The organism is Micromonospora sp. CNZ295 (assembly GCF_004217535.1).
The window spans coordinates 3876797-3893902 of sequence record NZ_SHKZ01000001.1 but is presented as its reverse complement, the minus strand read 5'-3'; the positions used below and the strand labels follow the sequence as shown (position 1 = coordinate 3893902).

Annotated in this window: 19 protein-coding genes; 3 read left to right on the top strand and 16 right to left on the bottom strand. The window is 75.9% G+C overall.

The features are described 5' to 3' along the window. Positions 1-23 precede the first annotated feature (23 nt). The 6 genes from EV376_RS18355 to EV376_RS18330 are packed head-to-tail and all read right to left on the bottom strand — an operon-like array spanning position 24 to position 4979. The gene (locus tag EV376_RS18355; RefSeq protein WP_130324901.1) at positions 24-1262 is read right to left on the bottom strand and encodes a beta-ketoacyl-[acyl-carrier-protein] synthase family protein; all 1239 of its coding nucleotides are present in this window, start codon (positions 1260-1262) and stop codon (positions 24-26) included. Further along, positions 1259-2875: a class I adenylate-forming enzyme family protein gene (locus EV376_RS18350; protein WP_130324899.1), complete on the bottom strand. Its 1617-nt coding sequence runs from the start codon at positions 2873-2875 to the stop codon at positions 1259-1261. Before EV376_RS18350 ends, EV376_RS18355 begins: the two co-directional genes overlap by 4 nt. Then, on the bottom strand, positions 2872-3399 hold the full coding sequence (locus tag EV376_RS18345) for a beta-ketoacyl synthase chain length factor (RefSeq protein WP_130324897.1): 528 nt from the start codon (positions 3397-3399) through the stop codon (positions 2872-2874). The genes EV376_RS18350 and EV376_RS18345 overlap by 4 nt, the downstream gene beginning before the upstream one ends. Next, positions 3396-4475: a beta-ketoacyl synthase N-terminal-like domain-containing protein gene (locus EV376_RS18340; RefSeq protein WP_130324895.1), complete on the bottom strand. Its 1080-nt coding sequence runs from the start codon at positions 4473-4475 to the stop codon at positions 3396-3398. Before EV376_RS18340 ends, EV376_RS18345 begins: the two co-directional genes overlap by 4 nt. After that, the gene (locus EV376_RS18335) at positions 4468-4713 is read right to left on the bottom strand and encodes an acyl carrier protein (protein ID WP_130324893.1); all 246 of its coding nucleotides are present in this window, start codon (positions 4711-4713) and stop codon (positions 4468-4470) included. Before EV376_RS18335 ends, EV376_RS18340 begins: the two co-directional genes overlap by 8 nt. After that, the gene (locus tag EV376_RS18330; RefSeq protein WP_130324891.1) at positions 4713-4979 is read right to left on the bottom strand and encodes an acyl carrier protein; all 267 of its coding nucleotides are present in this window, start codon (positions 4977-4979) and stop codon (positions 4713-4715) included. Before EV376_RS18330 ends, EV376_RS18335 begins: the two co-directional genes overlap by 1 nt. A gap of 15 nt (positions 4980-4994) precedes the next feature. On the opposite strand from EV376_RS18330, the gene EV376_RS18325 reads away from it, so the two are divergent. Further along, entirely contained in the window at positions 4995-5720 is a 726-nt protein-coding gene (locus tag EV376_RS18325; RefSeq protein ID WP_130324889.1) for a 4'-phosphopantetheinyl transferase superfamily protein, read from the top strand. On the opposite strand, the gene EV376_RS18320 is transcribed toward EV376_RS18325, so the two are convergent. The 10 genes from EV376_RS18320 to EV376_RS18275 form a co-directional block, all read right to left on the bottom strand. Beyond that, a complete protein-coding gene (locus EV376_RS18320) occupies positions 5648-7048 on the bottom strand; it encodes a class I adenylate-forming enzyme family protein (RefSeq protein WP_130324887.1) in 1401 nt (466 codons plus the stop codon). The two genes, EV376_RS18325 and EV376_RS18320, sit on opposite strands and share 73 nt — an antisense overlap. Positions 7049-7465: 417 nt before the next feature. Then, positions 7466-7798 carry an antibiotic biosynthesis monooxygenase family protein gene (locus tag EV376_RS18315; RefSeq protein WP_130324885.1) on the bottom strand — a complete coding sequence of 111 codons (333 nt, stop codon included), beginning with the start codon at positions 7796-7798 and terminating at the stop codon, positions 7466-7468. Then, the gene (locus EV376_RS18310) at positions 7795-9042 is read right to left on the bottom strand and encodes a beta-ketoacyl synthase N-terminal-like domain-containing protein (protein ID WP_130324883.1); all 1248 of its coding nucleotides are present in this window, start codon (positions 9040-9042) and stop codon (positions 7795-7797) included. The genes EV376_RS18315 and EV376_RS18310 overlap by 4 nt, the downstream gene beginning before the upstream one ends. Continuing rightward, on the bottom strand, positions 9039-10310 hold the full coding sequence (locus EV376_RS18305) for a beta-ketoacyl-[acyl-carrier-protein] synthase family protein (protein ID WP_130324881.1): 1272 nt from the start codon (positions 10308-10310) through the stop codon (positions 9039-9041). The genes EV376_RS18310 and EV376_RS18305 overlap by 4 nt, the downstream gene beginning before the upstream one ends. Then, on the bottom strand, positions 10307-10768 hold the full coding sequence (locus EV376_RS18300) for a cupin domain-containing protein (protein ID WP_130324879.1): 462 nt from the start codon (positions 10766-10768) through the stop codon (positions 10307-10309). The genes EV376_RS18305 and EV376_RS18300 overlap by 4 nt, the downstream gene beginning before the upstream one ends. Further along, complete coding sequence (locus EV376_RS18295; RefSeq protein WP_130324878.1) at positions 10761-11468, bottom strand: SRPBCC family protein; 708 nt, start codon at positions 11466-11468, stop codon at positions 10761-10763. The genes EV376_RS18300 and EV376_RS18295 overlap by 8 nt, the downstream gene beginning before the upstream one ends. Beyond that, on the bottom strand, positions 11465-12838 hold the full coding sequence (locus tag EV376_RS18290) for an acetyl-CoA carboxylase biotin carboxylase subunit (protein ID WP_130324876.1): 1374 nt from the start codon (positions 12836-12838) through the stop codon (positions 11465-11467). The genes EV376_RS18295 and EV376_RS18290 overlap by 4 nt, the downstream gene beginning before the upstream one ends. Before the next feature lie 12 nt (positions 12839-12850). Next, positions 12851-13420: an acetyl-CoA carboxylase biotin carboxyl carrier protein gene (gene accB / locus EV376_RS18285; RefSeq protein WP_130324874.1), complete on the bottom strand. Its 570-nt coding sequence runs from the start codon at positions 13418-13420 to the stop codon at positions 12851-12853. Next, the gene (locus tag EV376_RS18280) at positions 13417-15108 is read right to left on the bottom strand and encodes an acetyl-CoA carboxylase carboxyltransferase subunit alpha (protein WP_130324872.1); all 1692 of its coding nucleotides are present in this window, start codon (positions 15106-15108) and stop codon (positions 13417-13419) included. Before EV376_RS18280 ends, accB begins: the two co-directional genes overlap by 4 nt. Then, on the bottom strand, positions 15105-15437 hold the full coding sequence (locus EV376_RS18275) for a TcmI family type II polyketide cyclase (RefSeq protein ID WP_130324870.1): 333 nt from the start codon (positions 15435-15437) through the stop codon (positions 15105-15107). The genes EV376_RS18280 and EV376_RS18275 overlap by 4 nt, the downstream gene beginning before the upstream one ends. Before the next feature lie 401 nt (positions 15438-15838). On the opposite strand from EV376_RS18275, the gene EV376_RS18270 reads away from it, so the two are divergent. Together EV376_RS18270 and EV376_RS18265 are read left to right on the top strand one after the other, a co-directional pair. Further along, positions 15839-16642, top strand: coding sequence for a BTAD domain-containing putative transcriptional regulator (locus EV376_RS18270; protein WP_130324868.1), 804 nt, complete (start codon positions 15839-15841; stop codon positions 16640-16642). Between the two features lie 110 nt (positions 16643-16752). Continuing rightward, positions 16753-17100, top strand: coding sequence for a TcmI family type II polyketide cyclase (locus EV376_RS18265; protein ID WP_130324865.1), 348 nt, complete (start codon positions 16753-16755; stop codon positions 17098-17100). Positions 17101-17106 lie beyond the last annotated feature (6 nt).

Genomic DNA, 17106 nt, shown 5'->3' with positions numbered 1-17106 from the left:
GTCCGCCCGCCGATCGGGTTCGGTCAGCTCCTCGGCCGGGCGGAGCGCGCGAGCAGCAGGCTCACGTTCTGGCCGCCGAAGCCGAAGGAGTTGGTCAGCGCGTACTCCGCCTCGGTCGCCCGGGGCTCCTTGCGGATGTGGTCGGCCGGGCAGGCCGGGTCAGGGTCGTCCAGGTTCCAGGTGGGCGGGAGCAGGCCCCGGCCCAGCGCGAGCGCGGTCGCCGCCGCCTCCAGCACGCCGGAGGCGCCGAGCAGGTGGCCGGTGAGCGCCTTGGTGGAGCTGACCGGCACCCCGTGCTCGCCGAAGACCTCGGTGAGGGCCGTCGTCTCGGCGACGTCACCGAGCTTCGTGCCGGTGCCGTGCGCGTTGACGTAGCCGACCCGCCCCGGCGGCACTCCGCCGCCGGCCAGGGCCCGCCGCATGCACTCGGCGGCACCGGCGCCGTCCGGCCGCGGCGCCGTCGGGTGGTGCGCGTCGGTCGTCACGCCGTACCCGGCGACGTCGGCGTACCCGCCCGCGCCGCGCGCCGCCGCGTGCTCGGCGCTCTCCAGCACCAGCAGGGCCGCCCCCTCGGCGAGCACGAACCCGTTGCGGCGGGTGTCGAACGGCCGGCTCGCCGCCGCCGGGTCGTCCCAGCCCCGGGCGAGGGCCCGGGCGTTGCCGAAGGTGTCGGCGAACGTCGGGAACAGCGGCGCCTCGCTGGCCCCGCAGAGCACCACGTCGGCCTCCCCGGCCCGGATCAGCCGCACCCCGTCGGCGACCGCCTGCGCCCCGGAGGCGCACGCGGTGCCGACCGACGAGCTGTAGCCGCGGATGCCGTGCCGGATGGCGATCCGCGCCGACGGCATGTTCGGCAGGATCCCGGTCAGCAGGTACGGGTTGACCGCGGCCCGGCCCCGCTCGGCACGGGCCAGCACCTGCGCCTCCAGCGTCGCCATTCCACCGACCCCACCGACGATGACGGCCATGCGCTCCGGGGCGACGTCCCGACCCACCTCGATGCCGGCGTCGGCGAGCGCGTCGGCGGCGGTGAGCAGGGCGAGCACCACGGTCCGGTCGAGCACCTTGGTGTCCGGCCCGGACGACACGGTCCGCGGGTCGACCGCCGGCAGCACCCCGGCGACCTCCAGCGACCCGGCGGCGGGGTGCCCGTCCGGCGGGCGGACCAGGCCGGACCGGCCCCCGTACAGGGCGTCCACGGTCGCCTCGACACCGCGTCCCACCGGGGTGAACAGGCCGATGCCGGTGATGACCGCGGTCATGAAGGCGCCTCGCTCAGGTAGCGCTCCCGCAGCGCGACCTTGCGGACCTTGCCGGTCACGGTCACCGGGATGTCGTCGGCGCGTACCGGGACCACCCGGCGCAGGGTCGCGCCGACGTCGGGCCCGAGCGCGGCCCAGACCCGCTCGGTGCGGTCCTCGGTCCCGTCCGCGCCGGCCGCCAGTTCCAGCAGCACGTCGGTGACGACCCGGTCACCTTCCTTGACGATGACCACGGTGCAGTCGGTGACATCGGGGCAGGCCGCGAGGATGCGTTCCTCGGACAGCGCGGTGTAGAAGCGCTTCCCGCCACCGGCGTCGACCGAGTCGACCGCCCGGTCCAGGTGGTAGTACCGGCCGTCGGCGTCGACGTACACCAGGTCACCGGTGAGGTACCAGCCGCGCTGGCGGAACCGGTAGGTGGTCACCGAGTCGTTCCAGTAGCCGCGGAACAGCGACGGCGAGTCGATGCCCAGCCAGCCCACCTCGCCGGTGGGCACCAGGTCGCCGTCCGCGTCCAGCACCGCGACCTTGGTGAACCGGTAGGGCCGGCCGATGCACCGGCCGTAGCGGTCGGTGTCGCGGGTGTGGGTGATGTGGAACATCGAGTGGCCCATCTCGGAGGAGCCGAGCCCGTCGATGAACACCGAGCCGGGCACCCGGACGACCCCGTCGCGGGTCACCACGTCCCGCGAGCCGACCGCGACGAGACGCCGGATGTGCGGCTCGTGGGAGGAGTCGCCGGTGTTGAACCACAGCCGCACCGAGTCCAGGTCGTACGCGGACAGGTCGAACCGGGCCAGCTCGGCCCAGGTGACGGAGAAGCCGAAGACGCCGTCGGGGCGCCAGCGCTGGATCGCGTCGAGCACCCGCTCCCCGCCCTGGTCGGACAGGAGGAACATCTCCGCCCGGTTGCCGAGGGCCTGGTTGACCATGAGCACGGTGGCGGTGTGCGGGGCGGGCAGCGCGTTGAGGATCCGGCTGGTGCCCTGCGCCTGCGGCATGCTCAGCAGGTGCCGCGTCGCGGCGAAGAGGCTGGCGTGCGAGTGCAGCACCGCCTTCGGCACCCCGGTGGTGCCGGAGGTGTGGGTGATGACGACCGGGTCGTCCGGGTGGTGCCGGTAGTGGGCGGGCGCGGCGGCCGGGTCGCCGGTGCCGGCCTCGGCGGGCGTGCCGAGCACCGGAACGCCGAGGTCGTGCGCGGCCAGCAGCGCGGTGTGCGCGTCGTCGGCGAGCACCCCGACGCCGCGCAGCCGGCGGATGTACTCGGCGGCGATCTCGGGGCGCAGCCTGCCGTTCATCAGCGCCGGGATCGCGCCGAGCCGGGTCAGCGCGAGGTAGCTCAGCACCATGTCGGCGGCGGCGGTGGCCCAGACCGCCACCGGGTCGCGCGGGCCGATGCCGCGCTCGTGCAGCCAGGCGGCGCGCGCGGCGACCCGCTCGTCGAGTTGCCCCAGCGTCAGCGGCGTCTCCGCCGGGTGCCCGTCGACGCCGGTGTCGAAGGTCAGGCCGGGCCCGTCCGGGTCGGCGCCGTGCGCCAGCACCCGGGCCAGCACGTTGCCCGCGCCGATCAGGTCGTCGGCGGCGAGTACGCCGCGCAGTCCCCTCGTCCTCATGTTTCTCCTCCCCCCAGCAGCACCGCGACGGCCGACTCCGCACCGCCGTCGTCCGGTGCCTTCTCGATCAGGACCAGCAACGCCGCGTCGGCGTCGCCGTCGTGCAGCAGCAGGTCGGCCTCGGCCAGCCCGGCGGCGCGCGGGTCGCCGGCCGGTGCGAGGCAGACCACCGGCCCGCCCAGCCCCCAGCGGGCGGCGACGTGGCCGGCCACGCTGTTCGGCACCGACTGGAAGAAGAACAGCGGGCCGGGTCGACCGCCGTCGGCCACCGTGGCGCGCACCCGGGCCGCGCTGGCCTCGTCGCCGGTCGCGCTGATCAGCACGACCGCGGTGCGCTCCCCGTCCGGTGCCGGCGCCCGCCCGTACGCCCGGGTCAGGCAGCGCTCGGCGACGGCCGCGACCAGGGGGTTGAACGCGGAGTGGACGAACCCGGGAAGCGGCGGCGGTGGGCCGTCGCCCGGCTCCGGCCAGGCGGCCTCGGCACGCACGGCGAGTGCGGGGCGCGGCGCGGTCGGCCCGCTCATGCGGCACCCACCAGCAGGGCGGTGTTGGCGCCGCCGAACGCGGCGTTGAGGCTGAGCGCGTAGCGGCTGGCGGCCGGGCGTGGGGCGTCCCGGATCACGTCCAGCGGGCAGTCCGGGTCCGGGCCGAGCCAGCCGGCGTTGACCGGCAGCTTGCCGTGCCGCAGCGCCAGCACCGTCACCACCAGCTCCAGCAGGCCGGAGGCCTCCAGCGCGTGCCCGTGCAGGGCCTTGGTGGAGCTGACCGGCACCCGTGCCGCCGCCGGCCCGAGCGCCGAGCGCAGCGCCGCCGCCTCGGCGGCGTCACTGTGGCCGGTGCCGGTGGCGTTGGCGTTGACGTACCCGATCACCTCCGGTGCCAGCCCGGCCCGGCGCAGCGCGGCGGTGACCGCGCGGGCCAGGCCCCGGCCGGCCGGATCCGGCTGGCAGGGGTGGAAGGCGTCGCCGGCGCGGCCCCAGCCGAGCAGGTCGGCCACCGGCCGGCGGGCCACGTCGGCGTGCTCCAGCACCACCGCGGCGACCCCGTCGCCGAGCAGCAGGCCGGTGCGGCCGGCGCTGAACGGGCGTACCGCCGCGTCGGTGGCGAGGGCCCGGCCGGCGTCGAAGAGCGCGTACTGGTCCGGTTCGACCAGGTAGCCCGCGGCGACCACGGCCCGGTCGACGTCGCCGCGGCGGATCAGCGCCGCCGCGTCGGCGACCGCGCTGGTCGCCGAGACGCAGGCCGTGGTGTACGTCCGAACGTCCGGGAACCCGGTGCCGGTGGCCAGGTCCGCCGCCAGCCGTGGGACGTGCGTCCCGCCGTGCGCCGCGAGCAGCAGGGCCGACCGGGCCCGCCGGGCCGGGTCGAGTCCGGCCGCCCGGCACGCCTCCTCCACCGCCTCGGCCAGTTCCTCGGCGAGGTCGGCGACCTGCGGCAGGGTGGCCGCCGCGTCGACCCGGCGGGCGCCGGTGTCGAACCGGCGGACCGGACCGAACGCGGGCACGCCCGCGAGCACGCCGGCAAGTTGGGCCTGGGCGCCCCGGCCGAGGGCACTGGTCGCGTGGACACCGGTGAGTTGGACGCGGGGCCGCTCAACCATCGGCGGCGACGGTCAGGGCGGTCCGGAAGACCGCCAGGGCGTCGTCGACGGTACGGATCCCGGCGAGCTGGTCGTCGCTGAGGTCGAGCCGCCGGTCGTGGCGCTGCTCGACCAGGTGCACCAGCCAGGCCAGCTCCATCGAGCCGATCCGCTCGGGCACGTCGCCGGCCGGTCGGTCGCTCAGCTCGGCGAGCATCGCCACCAGGTCGGCTCGCTCCAGGTCGGGCTGTCCGGCCATCAGGGGTGGTCGCTCGTCGCCCCGGCGACCCGGTCGGCGACCATCGTGGTGAACTCACCCACGGTCATCAGGGCCAGCTTCTCCGACTCGTCGTCGGCGAACTTCAGCCCGTACCGGTCCTCCACCCGCACCGCCAGGTCGGCGAGGGCCAGGGATTCCAGGTCGACCCCGGACGGGCCGAGGGTGGTGTCGTCGTCGATCTCCTCCACGTCGTAGTTCATGTCGGCGAGCTGCTCGATGACGAAGGCGCGGACCTCGGCTCTCATGGTTAACCTCTCTGCGTGGGCCAGTCACCGGTGTCCGGTCGGGACACCGCGTACGTGTGGGTCGGTCGGGGCGCCGGCGGTCGGCCGGTCCCGGCCGGGCGGCTGCTGCGGCGGGCCGCCGCCGCCCTGCTGCGCCGCTCCGCGGGCGATCTCGTGCCGGGGCACCGGCCCGGCGGGGCCCCGCTGCTCCGGGTGGGTCCGGCCGACGCGGCGGCCCGGCCGGTCGAGGTGCCGGTCAGCGTGAGCCGCAGCGGCGGGGTGCTGGTGGTCGCCGTCCGGGCCGGCGGGCCGGTCGGCGTGGACGTGGAGCGGCTCCGGCCGCTGCCGGCGCTGGAGCTGGCCCGCCGCTGGTTCGACCCGGCCGAGGTGGCCTGGCTCGCCGGCCGACCGGCCGCCGGGCGCGAGCGCGACTTCCTGCGGTTGTGGACGGCGAAGGAGGCCGTCGGTAAGGCGCTCGGCGTCGGCCTGCGTGCCGGCGGGCCCCGCCGCCGCATGCCCGTACCCGGCGGCGCTCGGCCGCTGCTGCGCCCGGTGCCCGACGTGCCCGGGGGCCGGGTCGGCCACCCCGCGCTCGGCGACGAGCTGGTCCTGGCCGTGGCGGTGGTCGGCGGCGACGTCGAGGTGGTCGTGGTCGAGGAGGTCGTGGTCGAGGAGGCGCAGCGGGCCGGTCACGACGTGCCCGCCGTGCGCAGCGCGTCCACCGAGCGGACCAGCTTTCCGGTGGTGGTCCGGGGCAGCTGATCGAGCAGGCGCAGCGTGCGTGGTCGTTTGTAGCCGGCCAGCCGCTCGGCGAGCAGCTTGTCCAGCACCTCCTCCGACAGCGGGCCCGCCGGCTGCACGTACGCGGTGATGCCGTCGTCCCAGACCACCACGGCGGCGGCGACTCCGGGCAGCTCGCCGATGGTGCGCTCCACCTCGGTCAGGTCGACCTTCATCCCGCCGACGGAGACCTGCGAGTCGAGCCGGCCGCGCACGGTGACCAGCCCGGTGCCGGGGTCCACGGTGCCGGCGTCACGGGTGTGCAACCAGCCGTCGGACCAGCGGGCCGGGTCGCTGAGCCCGAGGTACGGGGAGGCGGGGCAGCTCACCCACAGCTCGCCGGCGACCTCGCGGACCCGCATGCCCGGGGCGGGCGCGATGGACGGCCGGTGCCGCCCGTACAGGTCGGTGCCGATGACGCCGACCTCGGTCATCCCGTACATGTTGCCCAGCGGGACGCCGAACCGGTCGGTGAAGGCGCGGGCGACGGCGTCGGGCACCAGCTCCCCGCCGGTGGTCATCCGCCGGAACTGCGGCAGCGGGCGCTCCGGGCGGGTGGAGGCGACCAGTCCGATGTGGAACGGCACGCCCAGCACCGTGGCCGGCGTGTCGCCGGCGGCGATCGCCGCGAGCACGGCGTCGCCGCTCAGCCGCTCCGGTGGCACCAGCTCGACGCCGGCGTGCAGCCCGTAGAGCAGCCCGCCGACGAGGCCGAGCACGTGCACCATGGACGGGAGCAGGATGATCCGCTCGCCGGGCAGCGCCACCCCGTCGATCCCGGTGTAGCGGTGCACCTCGGCGACCAGGTCGGCGGCCGTGCGGCCGATCACCTTGGACGGGCCGGTCGAGCCGGAGCTGAGCTGGATCACCGCGTGGCCACTGGCCGCCGGCCGGTCGGCGTACGGCGTGACGCCCTCGGTGACGTCGACGAAGATCCGCAGCGCCCCGCCACCGGTGCGCACGGGCGCCACCACGACCTGCGGGGTGAGCCGCTCCAGCGCGACGCCCACCTCGTGGTCGGTCAGCCGGTGGTCGAGCAGGATCGCCTGCGCCCCGCTGCGCCAGGTGGCGAGCAGGTTCACCACGTACGCCAGCGACGGCGGCATCCGCAGCGCGGCGGCGCCGCCGGGGCGCAGTCCGGCCGCGGCGAGCCGGGCCTGCGCGTCGGTGACCAGCCGGTGCAGCGTGCCGCGGTCGACCGGGTCCGGCAGGCGGAGGCACACGTCGGTCGGCCGGCCGGTGAACAGAACTTCGTCGACCCAGTCCGGGTCTGTCGCCTTAGGATCATGGGTCGAGGGGTTCGCGTTCACTGCCGTTCACCGCCCAGCACAAAATAGGGCATCTAAGCCCAAAAGAAGCGATCGTCGGGGTGCTGCGGCCGACCCTACGACAGCCCTCAGATCCATTGCTAGATGCAAATGGCTAGATCAGAAAGGGCGGCCGGCCGGATTGCCGACGGCCGCTTCGCGGGGCAGGATCGGGCGCGTACGCCCGCGAAGCGTAACCAATGGATGACGCCTCGTACGTACCGATGGGGGCTGCCGTCTGAACGGCTGATGGCGCTCCGCGGCCGCACGGCTGGTGGACGGCAGCGGGAACGCCGTCGCGTTCGGCGTGTCGCGCGGCGGCGGGGCAGGCGCCGGTCGGGCGACACTGCGCTCCGGCATGTCGCTCGGCACAGCTCGCGGGGGCGCGGGGTGACGCGGCCGGGCGGTGCGGCGGTCGCGTCAGGCCGGCGTCGGCTCGGTCGGCGTCGGGGTCTGGGCGTGGATGTGGAAACGCAGCGAGCGGGCCTCGGTGAAGCACTCGCGCATGGGCCGCACCAGGTCGCGGTGCCCGGGGCTGCGCTCCCACGCCTCGAAGTCGGCCAGCCTCGCCCACTCGCTGGTGATCAGCCACTGCTCCGGGTCGGCCGCCGAGCGGCACACCTGGTCGACCAGGTGACCCGGCACGCCGCCGGCGACGAGGTGCCGCACCGCCTCGTACGCGGCCAGGAACGCCGCCGTCCGCTCCTGCGGGACCCGGACCAGGAACACCACCCGCGCCCGTCGCTGCGTCACCGCTCGCCTCCCGTCGTCGGCGCGGCCCCGCGCAGGACCAGCGCGCTGTTGAACCCGTCGAAGCCGCGGGCGCAGACCAGCGCCAGCCGGTGGACCGGCCGCCGGTGCTCCCGCAGGAAGTCCAGCTCGCAGCCGGGCGCGACGTCGTCCGGGCCGGCGGAGGCGGGCAGCGTGTCGTGGGCGAGGGCGAGCAGCGCGGTCGCCACGTCCAGCGCCGCCCCGCCCTGGTGGGCCCGCCCGGTCAGCGACTTGTGCGTGGTGACCGGGGGCGGACGGTCCCCGAAGACGGCGCGCAGCGCGGCCGCCTCGCTGCGGTCGTACCGGGGAACGCCGAGCGCGTCGGGCAGCACCACGTCCACCGCGTCGGCGCCGACCCCGGCCCGGTCCAGGGCCAGCCGCATCGCCCGGGCGTACTGCACCGGGTCGCCGGCGCTGTCCGGTCCGGTGTGGACGGCGTCGTGGGTGGCGCCCCACCCGGTGATCTCGCCGTAGACGCGCGCGCCCCGCGACAGCGCGTGCCCCAGTTCCTCCACCACGAACACCGCGCCGCCCTCGGCCGGCAGGTAGCCGCTGGCGGCGGCGTCGAACGGCCGGTACGCCCGCTCCGGGTCGGCCACGTCGCTGAGCAGCCCGGAGGCCAGCTGGCAGGTGAGGGCGTACGGGCTCAGCGGGCACTCGGTCGCCCCGGCGATCACCACCGGAGTGCCCCGGCGGACCGCGCGGGCGGCGTGCGCCAGGCTGTCCAGCCCGCCCGCGGCCTCGGCGACCAGCACCCCGCACGGGCCCTTGAACTGGTGGTGGATGGAGAGCTGGCCGACGCTGGCGGCGTAGAACCAGGCGATCGACTGGTACGCCCCGACCGTGCGGGTCGGCCCGCCCCACAGCCGCTGCAGTTCGCGCTGCCCGAACAGGTTCCCGCCGGACGAGCTGGCCAGGGTGACCGCATAGCCGTACGGGTCCGGTGCCCGCTCGGGCAGCCCGGCGTCGGCCAGCGCGAGCCGGGTCGCGGCGAAACCGAGGTGGGTCCACCGGTCGGTCTGCACCAGCCGCCGGTTGTCGGCGTACGCGGCGGCGTCGAAACCGGGGACCTCGCCGCCGTGGCGGGTCGGGTAGCCGGCCGGGTCGAACAGGGTGATCGGGCCGGTGCGGCGGGTGCCGGCGAGCACCGTCCGCCAGTGCGCGGCCACGCCGACGCCGCTCGGCGCGACCACCCCGATCCCGGTCACCACCGCCCGGCCGGTCACCGCGGCACCGCCGGCAGCCGGCGGAACACCATGGCGGACTGGAAGCCGCCGAAGCCGCTGCCCACCGACAGCGCCACGTCGACCGGCAGTTCCCGGGCCTCGTTGGGCACGTAGTCCAGGTCGCACTCCGGGTCCCGGGTGGCCCAGTTGGCGGTCGGCGGTACCACGCCGAACTCGATCGCCAGGGCGCACGCCGCCATCTCGATCGAGCCGATCGCGCCGAGCGAGTGCCCGACCATCGACTTGATCGAGCTGATCGGCACCCGGTACGCGACCTCGCCGAGCGCCCGCTTGAACGCGGCGGTCTCGTGCCGGTCGTTCTGCCGGGTGCCCGACCCGTGCGCGCTGATGTAGGAGACCTGGTCCGGACGGATCCGGCCCTGCTTGAGGGCGGCGGTGACGGCGAGGCCCATCTCCAGGCCGTCCGGGCGCAGCCCGGTCATGTGGTAGCCGTTGCTGCGGCTCGCGTACCCGGCGACCTCGCAGTAGACGTGCGCGCCGCGCCGCCGGGCGTGCTCCGCCTCCTCCAGCACCAGCACGGCAGCGCCCTCGGCGAGGACGAACCCGTGCCGGTCGGCGTCGAACGGGCGGGAGGCGTGCGCCGGATCGTCGTTGTCCGGGCTGGTCGCCTGGATGGCGTCGAAGGAGGCGACGGTGACCGGCGAGATCGGCGAGTCGGCGGCGCCGGCCAGCACCACGTCGGCCTCGCCGTCGGCGATGAGCTGGTGGGCGTACCCGATGGCGTCGATGCCGGACGTGCAGCCGGTGGAGACCACCTGGGCCGGCCCGTGCAGCCCGTACCGGCAGGCCACGTCGGCGGCGAGGCTGCTGGGCACCAGCGCCTGGTACAGGTACCGGCCGCCGCGGGTGGCGTCGACCAGCCACCGCCGCCCGCCGTCGCTGACAGTGACGTACTCCTGTTCCAGCGCCGTCGTCCCGCCGACGGCGGTGCCCAGCACCACGCCGGCGCGGTCGCGCTGCGCGTCGGTGAAATCGAGCCCGGCGTCGGCGACCGCCTCGGCGGCACAGGCGAGCGCGAACTGCACGTACCGGTCGGCACGGGTGCGTTCGGCGGCGGTGAGATCGGCCGCGACCGGGTCGAAGTCGCACTCGGCGGCGATCTGGGAACGGAACGGCGACGGGTCGAAGAAGCTGATCCGCCGGGTCGCGGTGCGCCCCTCGGTGATCGCCTTCCAGAACCGGTCCCGGCTGGCGCCGCCGGGGGCGACCACCCCGACGCCGGTCACCACCGAGCGGCGCCCGCTCACGGCGCCACCTCGGTTCGCGACTGCGATGCCCGCAACCCCGGCTCGCTCCTCGCGTTCCCGACGCCGCCCTGCGCGACCAGCTCGGTGTCGACGTGACCGAGCTCGGGCCGGGGCGCCAGCGGGCCGAGGTGGAAGACGACCTCGGCGTCCCCGGCGCCGGTGTTGCGCAGCCGGTGCCGGACGTTGACCGGGACGAACAGCGCCTCGCCGGCGGCCAGCGGGACCGGCTCGTCGTCCAGGTCGACGGTGATCGCGCCGTGCGCGACGTACAGGAACTCCTCGCTGTACGGGTGGTAGTGCTCGGCGATGCGCTCCCCCGGCCGCAGCCGGGCCACGCCCATGAAGCCGGAGGTGCTGCCGACGGTGCGGGGGCCGAGCAGCACCCGCAGCTCGCCGCCGCGGCGGGTGTCGGCGGCGACGTCGGCGGCGGCGACCAGCCCCTGGATCCGCTCACTCATCGTGACCCTCCGCCAGCCGCTCGATCTTCTCCTTGATGACCGCGAGCTGCACCGCGCTGTTGGCGTTGATCCGGTCGGTCATCGCGGCGTTGTCCACCGGGGCGGTGGGCCTCATGGCGAAGTCCTGCACCCAGGTCATCCGGGTGCCGCCGGGCTCCTCGGTGTAGCGCCAGTGGATGCGCATGTACTCGAACGGGCCGGGCTCGACCCGGTGCGCCCGTACCTCCCGGGTGACCGGGTCGGCGGTGCGTTCGCTGACCCAGCTCCAGGCGACGCCGTTCTCGTCGGGGTGCATGGTCAGCCGGAACCGCACCGTGTCGCCGTCGCGGTGCAGGATCTCCGCCATCGCGTACTCGGTGAACAGCTGCGGCCAGCCGGCGACGTCGTTGGTGACGTTCCAGACCAGCGGCAGCGGCGCGGCGATGAGGACGCTGTTCTCGGTGTGTCCGGGCGGGTCGGCGCGCCGGGCGACCAGGTCGGCCACGGCGGCGATGCTGAGCTCGCCGGCCTGCTCGGGGATGCGCACGTGCCAGCGGTCGGCGACCACGGCGGACAGCTCCAGCAGGGCCAGGGAGTCCATCCCCAGCTCCGCCAGGGAGGCGGCCGGTGCCCCGGCCGCGGCCTCGGCGTCGAGCCCGCAGTGCGTCACCAGGATGTCGGTGATCTCGGCGGCCAGCGGGCGGCCGTGGGTGACGGTCATGGGTTCCTCCTCGGTTGCGGCGGGACGGCGAGCAACTGGTCGACCAGGCCGGTGCAGTAGCGGCCCTTGCGGAAGCCGGGGTCGTCGAGCACCCGGCGGACGAACGGGATGGTGGTACGCACGCCGGGTCCACCGACGTCGAACTCGTCGAGGGCGCGTTCCAGCCGGTTGAGGGCCAGTTCCCGGTCCGGCGCCCAGACCGCCACCTTGGCCAGCAGCGAGTCGTAGTGCGGGCCGACGACGTACCCGGCGTGGCCGTGGGTGTCGACCCGCGTGAACGGCCCGCCCGGCGGGACGAACCGGTCCAGCCGCCCGGGGGTCGGCGCGAAGCCGCGGTCCGGGTCCTCGACGTTGACCCGGCACTCGATGGCCACGCCGTGTACCCGGATGTCCTCCTGCCGCCAGCGCAGTGGCACACCCGCGGCCACGTGCAGCTGTTCGTGCACCAGGTCGACCCCGGTGATCATCTCGGTCACCGGATGTTCGACCTGGATCCGGCAGTTGATCTCCAGGAAGTGGAACCGCTCGTCGGCGTCGACCAGGAACTCCACGGTGCCCGCGCCGGTGAACCCGACCTCCAGCGCGCCGCGCAGGGCGGCCTCCGCGATCGCCGCCAGGGCGCCCGCCGACAGGGCCGGCGCCGGCGCCTCCTCGACGAGCTTCTGGTGGCGGCGCTGCACCGAGCAGTCCCGGGTGCCCAGGTGCACCCCGTTGCCGTGGGCGTCGCACAGCACCTGCACCTCCACGTGCCGGGCGTCGGTGAGGTACCGCTCGACGTACACCCGGTCGTCGCCGAAGGCGACCTGCGCGGCGGCGCGGGTCCGCGCGTACGCCCGGGGCAGCTCGGCCGGTGCGCGCACGACGGTCATCCCCCGCCCGCCGCCCCCGGCGGCCGCCTTGACGATCACCGGATAGCCGACCTCGGCGGCGATCCGGGCCGCGTCCGCGGCGGTCGGCACCGGTGCGACGCTGCCCGGCGGCAGCGGCAGCCCGGCCCGGCGCATCAGCGCCCGCGCCGAGGACTTGTCGGCCAGCGCGGACATCACCTGCGGCGGCGGGCCGATGAAGGTCAGGCCGTTGTCGGCGCAGATCTCGGCGAAGTCGGCGTCCTCGGAGAGGAAGCCGTAGCCGGGGTGCACGGCCTGCGCGCCCACCAGCCGGGCGGCCTCGACGATGGCGGCGGCGTTGAGGTAGCTGCGGCGGCTCGCCGCCGGTCCGATCAGGACGGCCTCGTCGGCGAGGCGCACCGCGGCCGAGTCGACGTCCGCGGTGGAGTAGACGACGGCGGTGCGGATTCCCAGCTCGCGGCACGCCCGCAGGACCCGCAGGGCGATCTCGCCCCGGTTGGCGATCAGCACCGTGCCGAACATCGCCCCACCGCCTCAGGCCGGGTCCAGCGCGAGCAGCGGCTGGTCGTACTCGACCGGCTGCCCGTCGTCGACGAGGATCTCGACCACCCGCCCGGCCCGGTCCGCGGTCACCTCGTTCATCAGCTTCATCGCCTCGACGATGGCGACGACCTGACCGGGGTGGACCCGGTCGCCGACGGCGACGAACGGCGTCCCGCCGGGTTCCGGCGCCCGGTAGACGGTGCCGACGATCGGCGACCGCACCGTGTGCCGCGCCGTCGCGGCGACCGGTGCCGCGCCGTCGGCCGGCGCCGCCCGCGGGGCCGGCGCGCCGGTCGGCGCCGGCCGGGCGTCGTCCGCGTCCCACTCCACCTCCAGCACCGCGTCACCGCCGCACAGCCGGACCCGGCGCGCGGGCCGTCCGTCGAGGTCGGCGAGGAGTTCGCGCAGCTGCCGGCGCAGCTCGGCCAGCGCCGGGCCGGCCGGGGTGACGCCGGTGCCGGCCGGGACCCCGGTGCCAGAGGGTCGGCCGGCACCGGCGGGTCCACCGCCCGGGCTGCCGTTCACCGCCGGCACGCCGGCCGGCGACGGCCCGGCGGTCACCGGGCACCCGCCGGCACGCCGAGGCGGGCGCCGCCGAACCGGCGGTAGCGGTGCCGGCGACGCCGCACCAGCGTCCCGGTGGGCACGTCGAGCAGCGGCAGCAGGTGGCTCAGCACCGCCTCCCGCACCGCCCGCACGGTCGCCGGCGGGTCGTGGTGGGCGGCCGGGACCGGCTCGGGCACCACGGCGTCCACCACGCCGAGGCGGCACAGGTCGGTGCTGGTCAGCCGCAGCGCGCGGGCCGCCTGCGGTGCCGCCGACCGGTCCGGCCAGAGGATCGCGGCGCAGCCCTCGGGGCTGATCACCGAGTAGACCGCGTGCTCCAGCATCAGCACCTGGTCGGCCACCGCGAAGGCGAGGGCCCCGCCGCTGCCGCCCTCGCCGGTGACGACCGCCACGACCGGCGTGGGCAGCGCGGTCAGGGTGAGGATGTTCTCGGCGATGGCCGCCGCCTGGCCCTGCTGTTCGGCGCCCACCCCGGGGTCGGCGCCGGGGGTGTCGACGAGCGTGACCACCGGCAGGCCCCACCGGGCGGCCAGCCGCATCAGCCGCAGCGCCTTGCGGTGCCCGGCCGGGCTGGCCATGCCGAAGTTGCGGGCCATCAGCTCGGCGGTGCTGTGCCCCTTCTGGTGGCCGATCACCATGACCGGCCGGCCGGCGAGCTCGGCCAGCCCGCCGACCACGGCCGGGCAGTCCGCGCCCAGCCGGTCGCCGTGCAGCTCGACGAAGCCGTCGAACGCCGACTCCAGGTAGTCCAGTGTGGTCGGCCGGCCGGGGTGCCGGGCCAGCCGTACCGTCTCCCAGGCGTCCGGGTCGTCGCCGCGCGGCACCGGGCGCGCGGCGACCGGCGGGCGGACCGGGCCCGGCGCGCCGGCCGCCGGGCGCCCGCCCGCCGCCGCGGACAGCAGCGCCGCGAGCCGACCACGCAGGCCGTGCCGTGGCACCACCAGGTCGACCTGGCCGTGCCGCAGCAGGAACTCGGCGGTCTGGAACCCGTCGGGCAGGTCCCGGCCGGTGACCTGGCGGATCACCCGCGGACCCGCGAAGCCCATCCGGGCGCCGCTCTCGGCGAGCACCACGTCGGTGTTGGTCGCGAAGGAGGCGGCGACGCCGCCGTAGGTGGGGTCGGTGAGGACGCTGACGCTGGGCACGCCGGCCTCGCGCAGCGCGGCGACCGCCTGGCTGACCGTCGCCATCTGCATCAGCGACAGGACACCCTCCTGCATCCGCGCCCCGCCGGAGGCGGTCACGACGACCAGCGGCAGGCGGTCGGCGAGAGCGCGTTCGGCCGCCCGGGTGACCAGCTCGCCGACCGCGCAGCCCAGGCTCCCGCCGAGGAACCGGAAGTCCATCACCGCGAGCACACAGGGCCACCCGACGACGGTGGCGGTGCCGCAGACGACCGCCTCGGCCAGCCCGGTGCCGGTCCGGGCCGCGGTGAGCCGGTGCGGGTACGGCAGCACGTCGACGAACCCGATCGGGTCGACCTCGGGGGCGCGGTCCGGCAGGGCGGTGAACGAATCGGGGTCGACCAGCTGGGCCAGCCGCGCGGGCGCGTCGAGCCGGGCGTGCGTGCCGCACTCCGGGCAGACGTCCAGGTTGCGCCTCAGCCGCTTGCGGTACAGCAGGCTGGCGCAGCCGCCGCAGCGCGACCAGAGCTGCTCGTCCCGGGGCGCCGTCGCGGTCACGGCCGGGCTCCGGGGGCGTCGAACCGGTAGAAGCAGCGGGCCATCGCGTCGCGCGGTTCCCGCCAGGTCGGCAGGTACGGCGAGACGTACGGGCGCAGCCGGGCGCTCACCCGGGCGAACTCGGGATGGCGCCGGGCCTCGGCGACCGCCCCCTCCCCCGGCAGCTCCGTCTCCAGCAGGTGCACGTACAGGTCGTGCAGCCGGTACAGCGACCGGTGCCGGACCCCGGCCAGGCGCGGCAGCTCGGTCGCGTCGGAATCGGCGAAGATCTCCGCGACGCGGGCCTCCGCGATCGGGTCGACCTTCGCGACGATCAACGAACGGTCCATGGATGGGCCTCCCCCCACGGCGCCGGACGCCGTTGGCGCCCTACGCCGGCCGAGCCGGACGACTGCCGACACCCTGGCCGCCGGGCCGTCAACGTCGCGTCACCGGCCGGCCCCGGACCCGACATTTTGGTGACGATGCGTTGACGCTTCCTGTGTATCCCCTGTGGATCAACCTGGACCGAAGTGAATATCCCCAGTTCAGAAGCGGTTTCGCGGCCGTCGACATGCCGACCCGGACGTTGACTGTGAGTGACTGCGATTGATAATCTTCGTCACGGTCAGCCCGGCGGCCGTGACGCGACGCCGTGCCGCGGCACAGCGACCCGACACCGGGTCGAGGCAGCCGCGCCGGGGACACAACCGAGGACTCTCCGACGAGCGTTTCCGCAGGGGGTGCCGCCGTGGCCGCCGTTCCACCCATGCCGACCGCCGGCGACCGTCCGGACGCCCCGATCCGGCTGCACCTGCTGGGCGGGTTCCGGCTGCTGCACGGCGACGTGCCGGTGGTCGTACCGCGCGGGCTGCAACGCGTCCTGGCGCTGGTCGGCCTGCGCCCCGGCGCCACCCGCAGCCACCTCGCCGGGCTGCTCTGGCCGGACGCCCCGGAGGAACGCGCCCTGTCCTCCCTGCGCACCGCGCTGTGGCGGCTCCGGCAGGACCCGTGCTGCCCGCTCTGCACCAGCGGCGACACGATCCGGCTGGCCCCGGTGGTCCGGGTCGACGTCGACGCGCTGGTCGGCACGGCGGCCCGGGTCCGCGACGGCGACGACCCCTGCACCGCCGCCGCGCTCGCCGCCGGCCGCCACGACCTGCTCCCCGGCTGGTACGACGACTGGGTGCTGGCCGAGCGGGAACGGCTGCGGCAGCTGCGCCTGCACATGCTCGAAGGGCTGGCCGACCACTACCTCGCGGCGGGCCGGCACGGGGAGGCCCTGGAGGCGGCCCTGGAGGCGATGGCCGCCGAGCCGCTCCGCGAGACACCGCACCGCCTGGTGGTCCGCATCCACCTGGCCGAGGGCAACGCCTTCGAGGCCGTCCACGCCTTCTACGTCTACCGGGACCTGCTGCGCCGGGAACTGCGACTGGAGCCGTCGACCGCGATGACCACCCTGCTCGACGACACGCTCGGCCCGATCCGGCAGGCCAGCCGCGACCCGGTGGCCCGACGGCCGGCGGTCCCACGCGCCGCGCAACGCGCCCGCTGAGCCGCGCGTCACCGACCGGGCGACGGGCGTGACGACCAGGTGACAGCCACCCGGGCAGCGTGAAGCCGCACGGCCCCGGCGGTCCGGGGCGCCCCGGCGGAAGGAGTCCCATGAGCCGTCTTCTGATCGTCAGCAGGATCGTCCCGGGCGCGGAGGGCCGGGTCGCGCAGATCTTCGCCGAGTCCGACGCCACCGAGCTGCCCGGCCTCACCGGCGTGACGCACCGGTCCCTGTACTGCCTCCACGACCTGTGCGTACACCTGATGGAGACCGCCGACGTGGACCCGGACGCCCTCGCCGGCGCCCGCAACCACCCGCTGTACCGGCAGGTCAACGAGCGGCTCTCCGCGCACACCTCGCCCTACCTGCCGACCTGGCGCTCGCCGCGCGACGCCATCGCCGGCTGCTTCTACCGCTGGGACGCCGCGGACGCCGCCGCGCCGCGCCCGGCCGGCTGAGGCGAC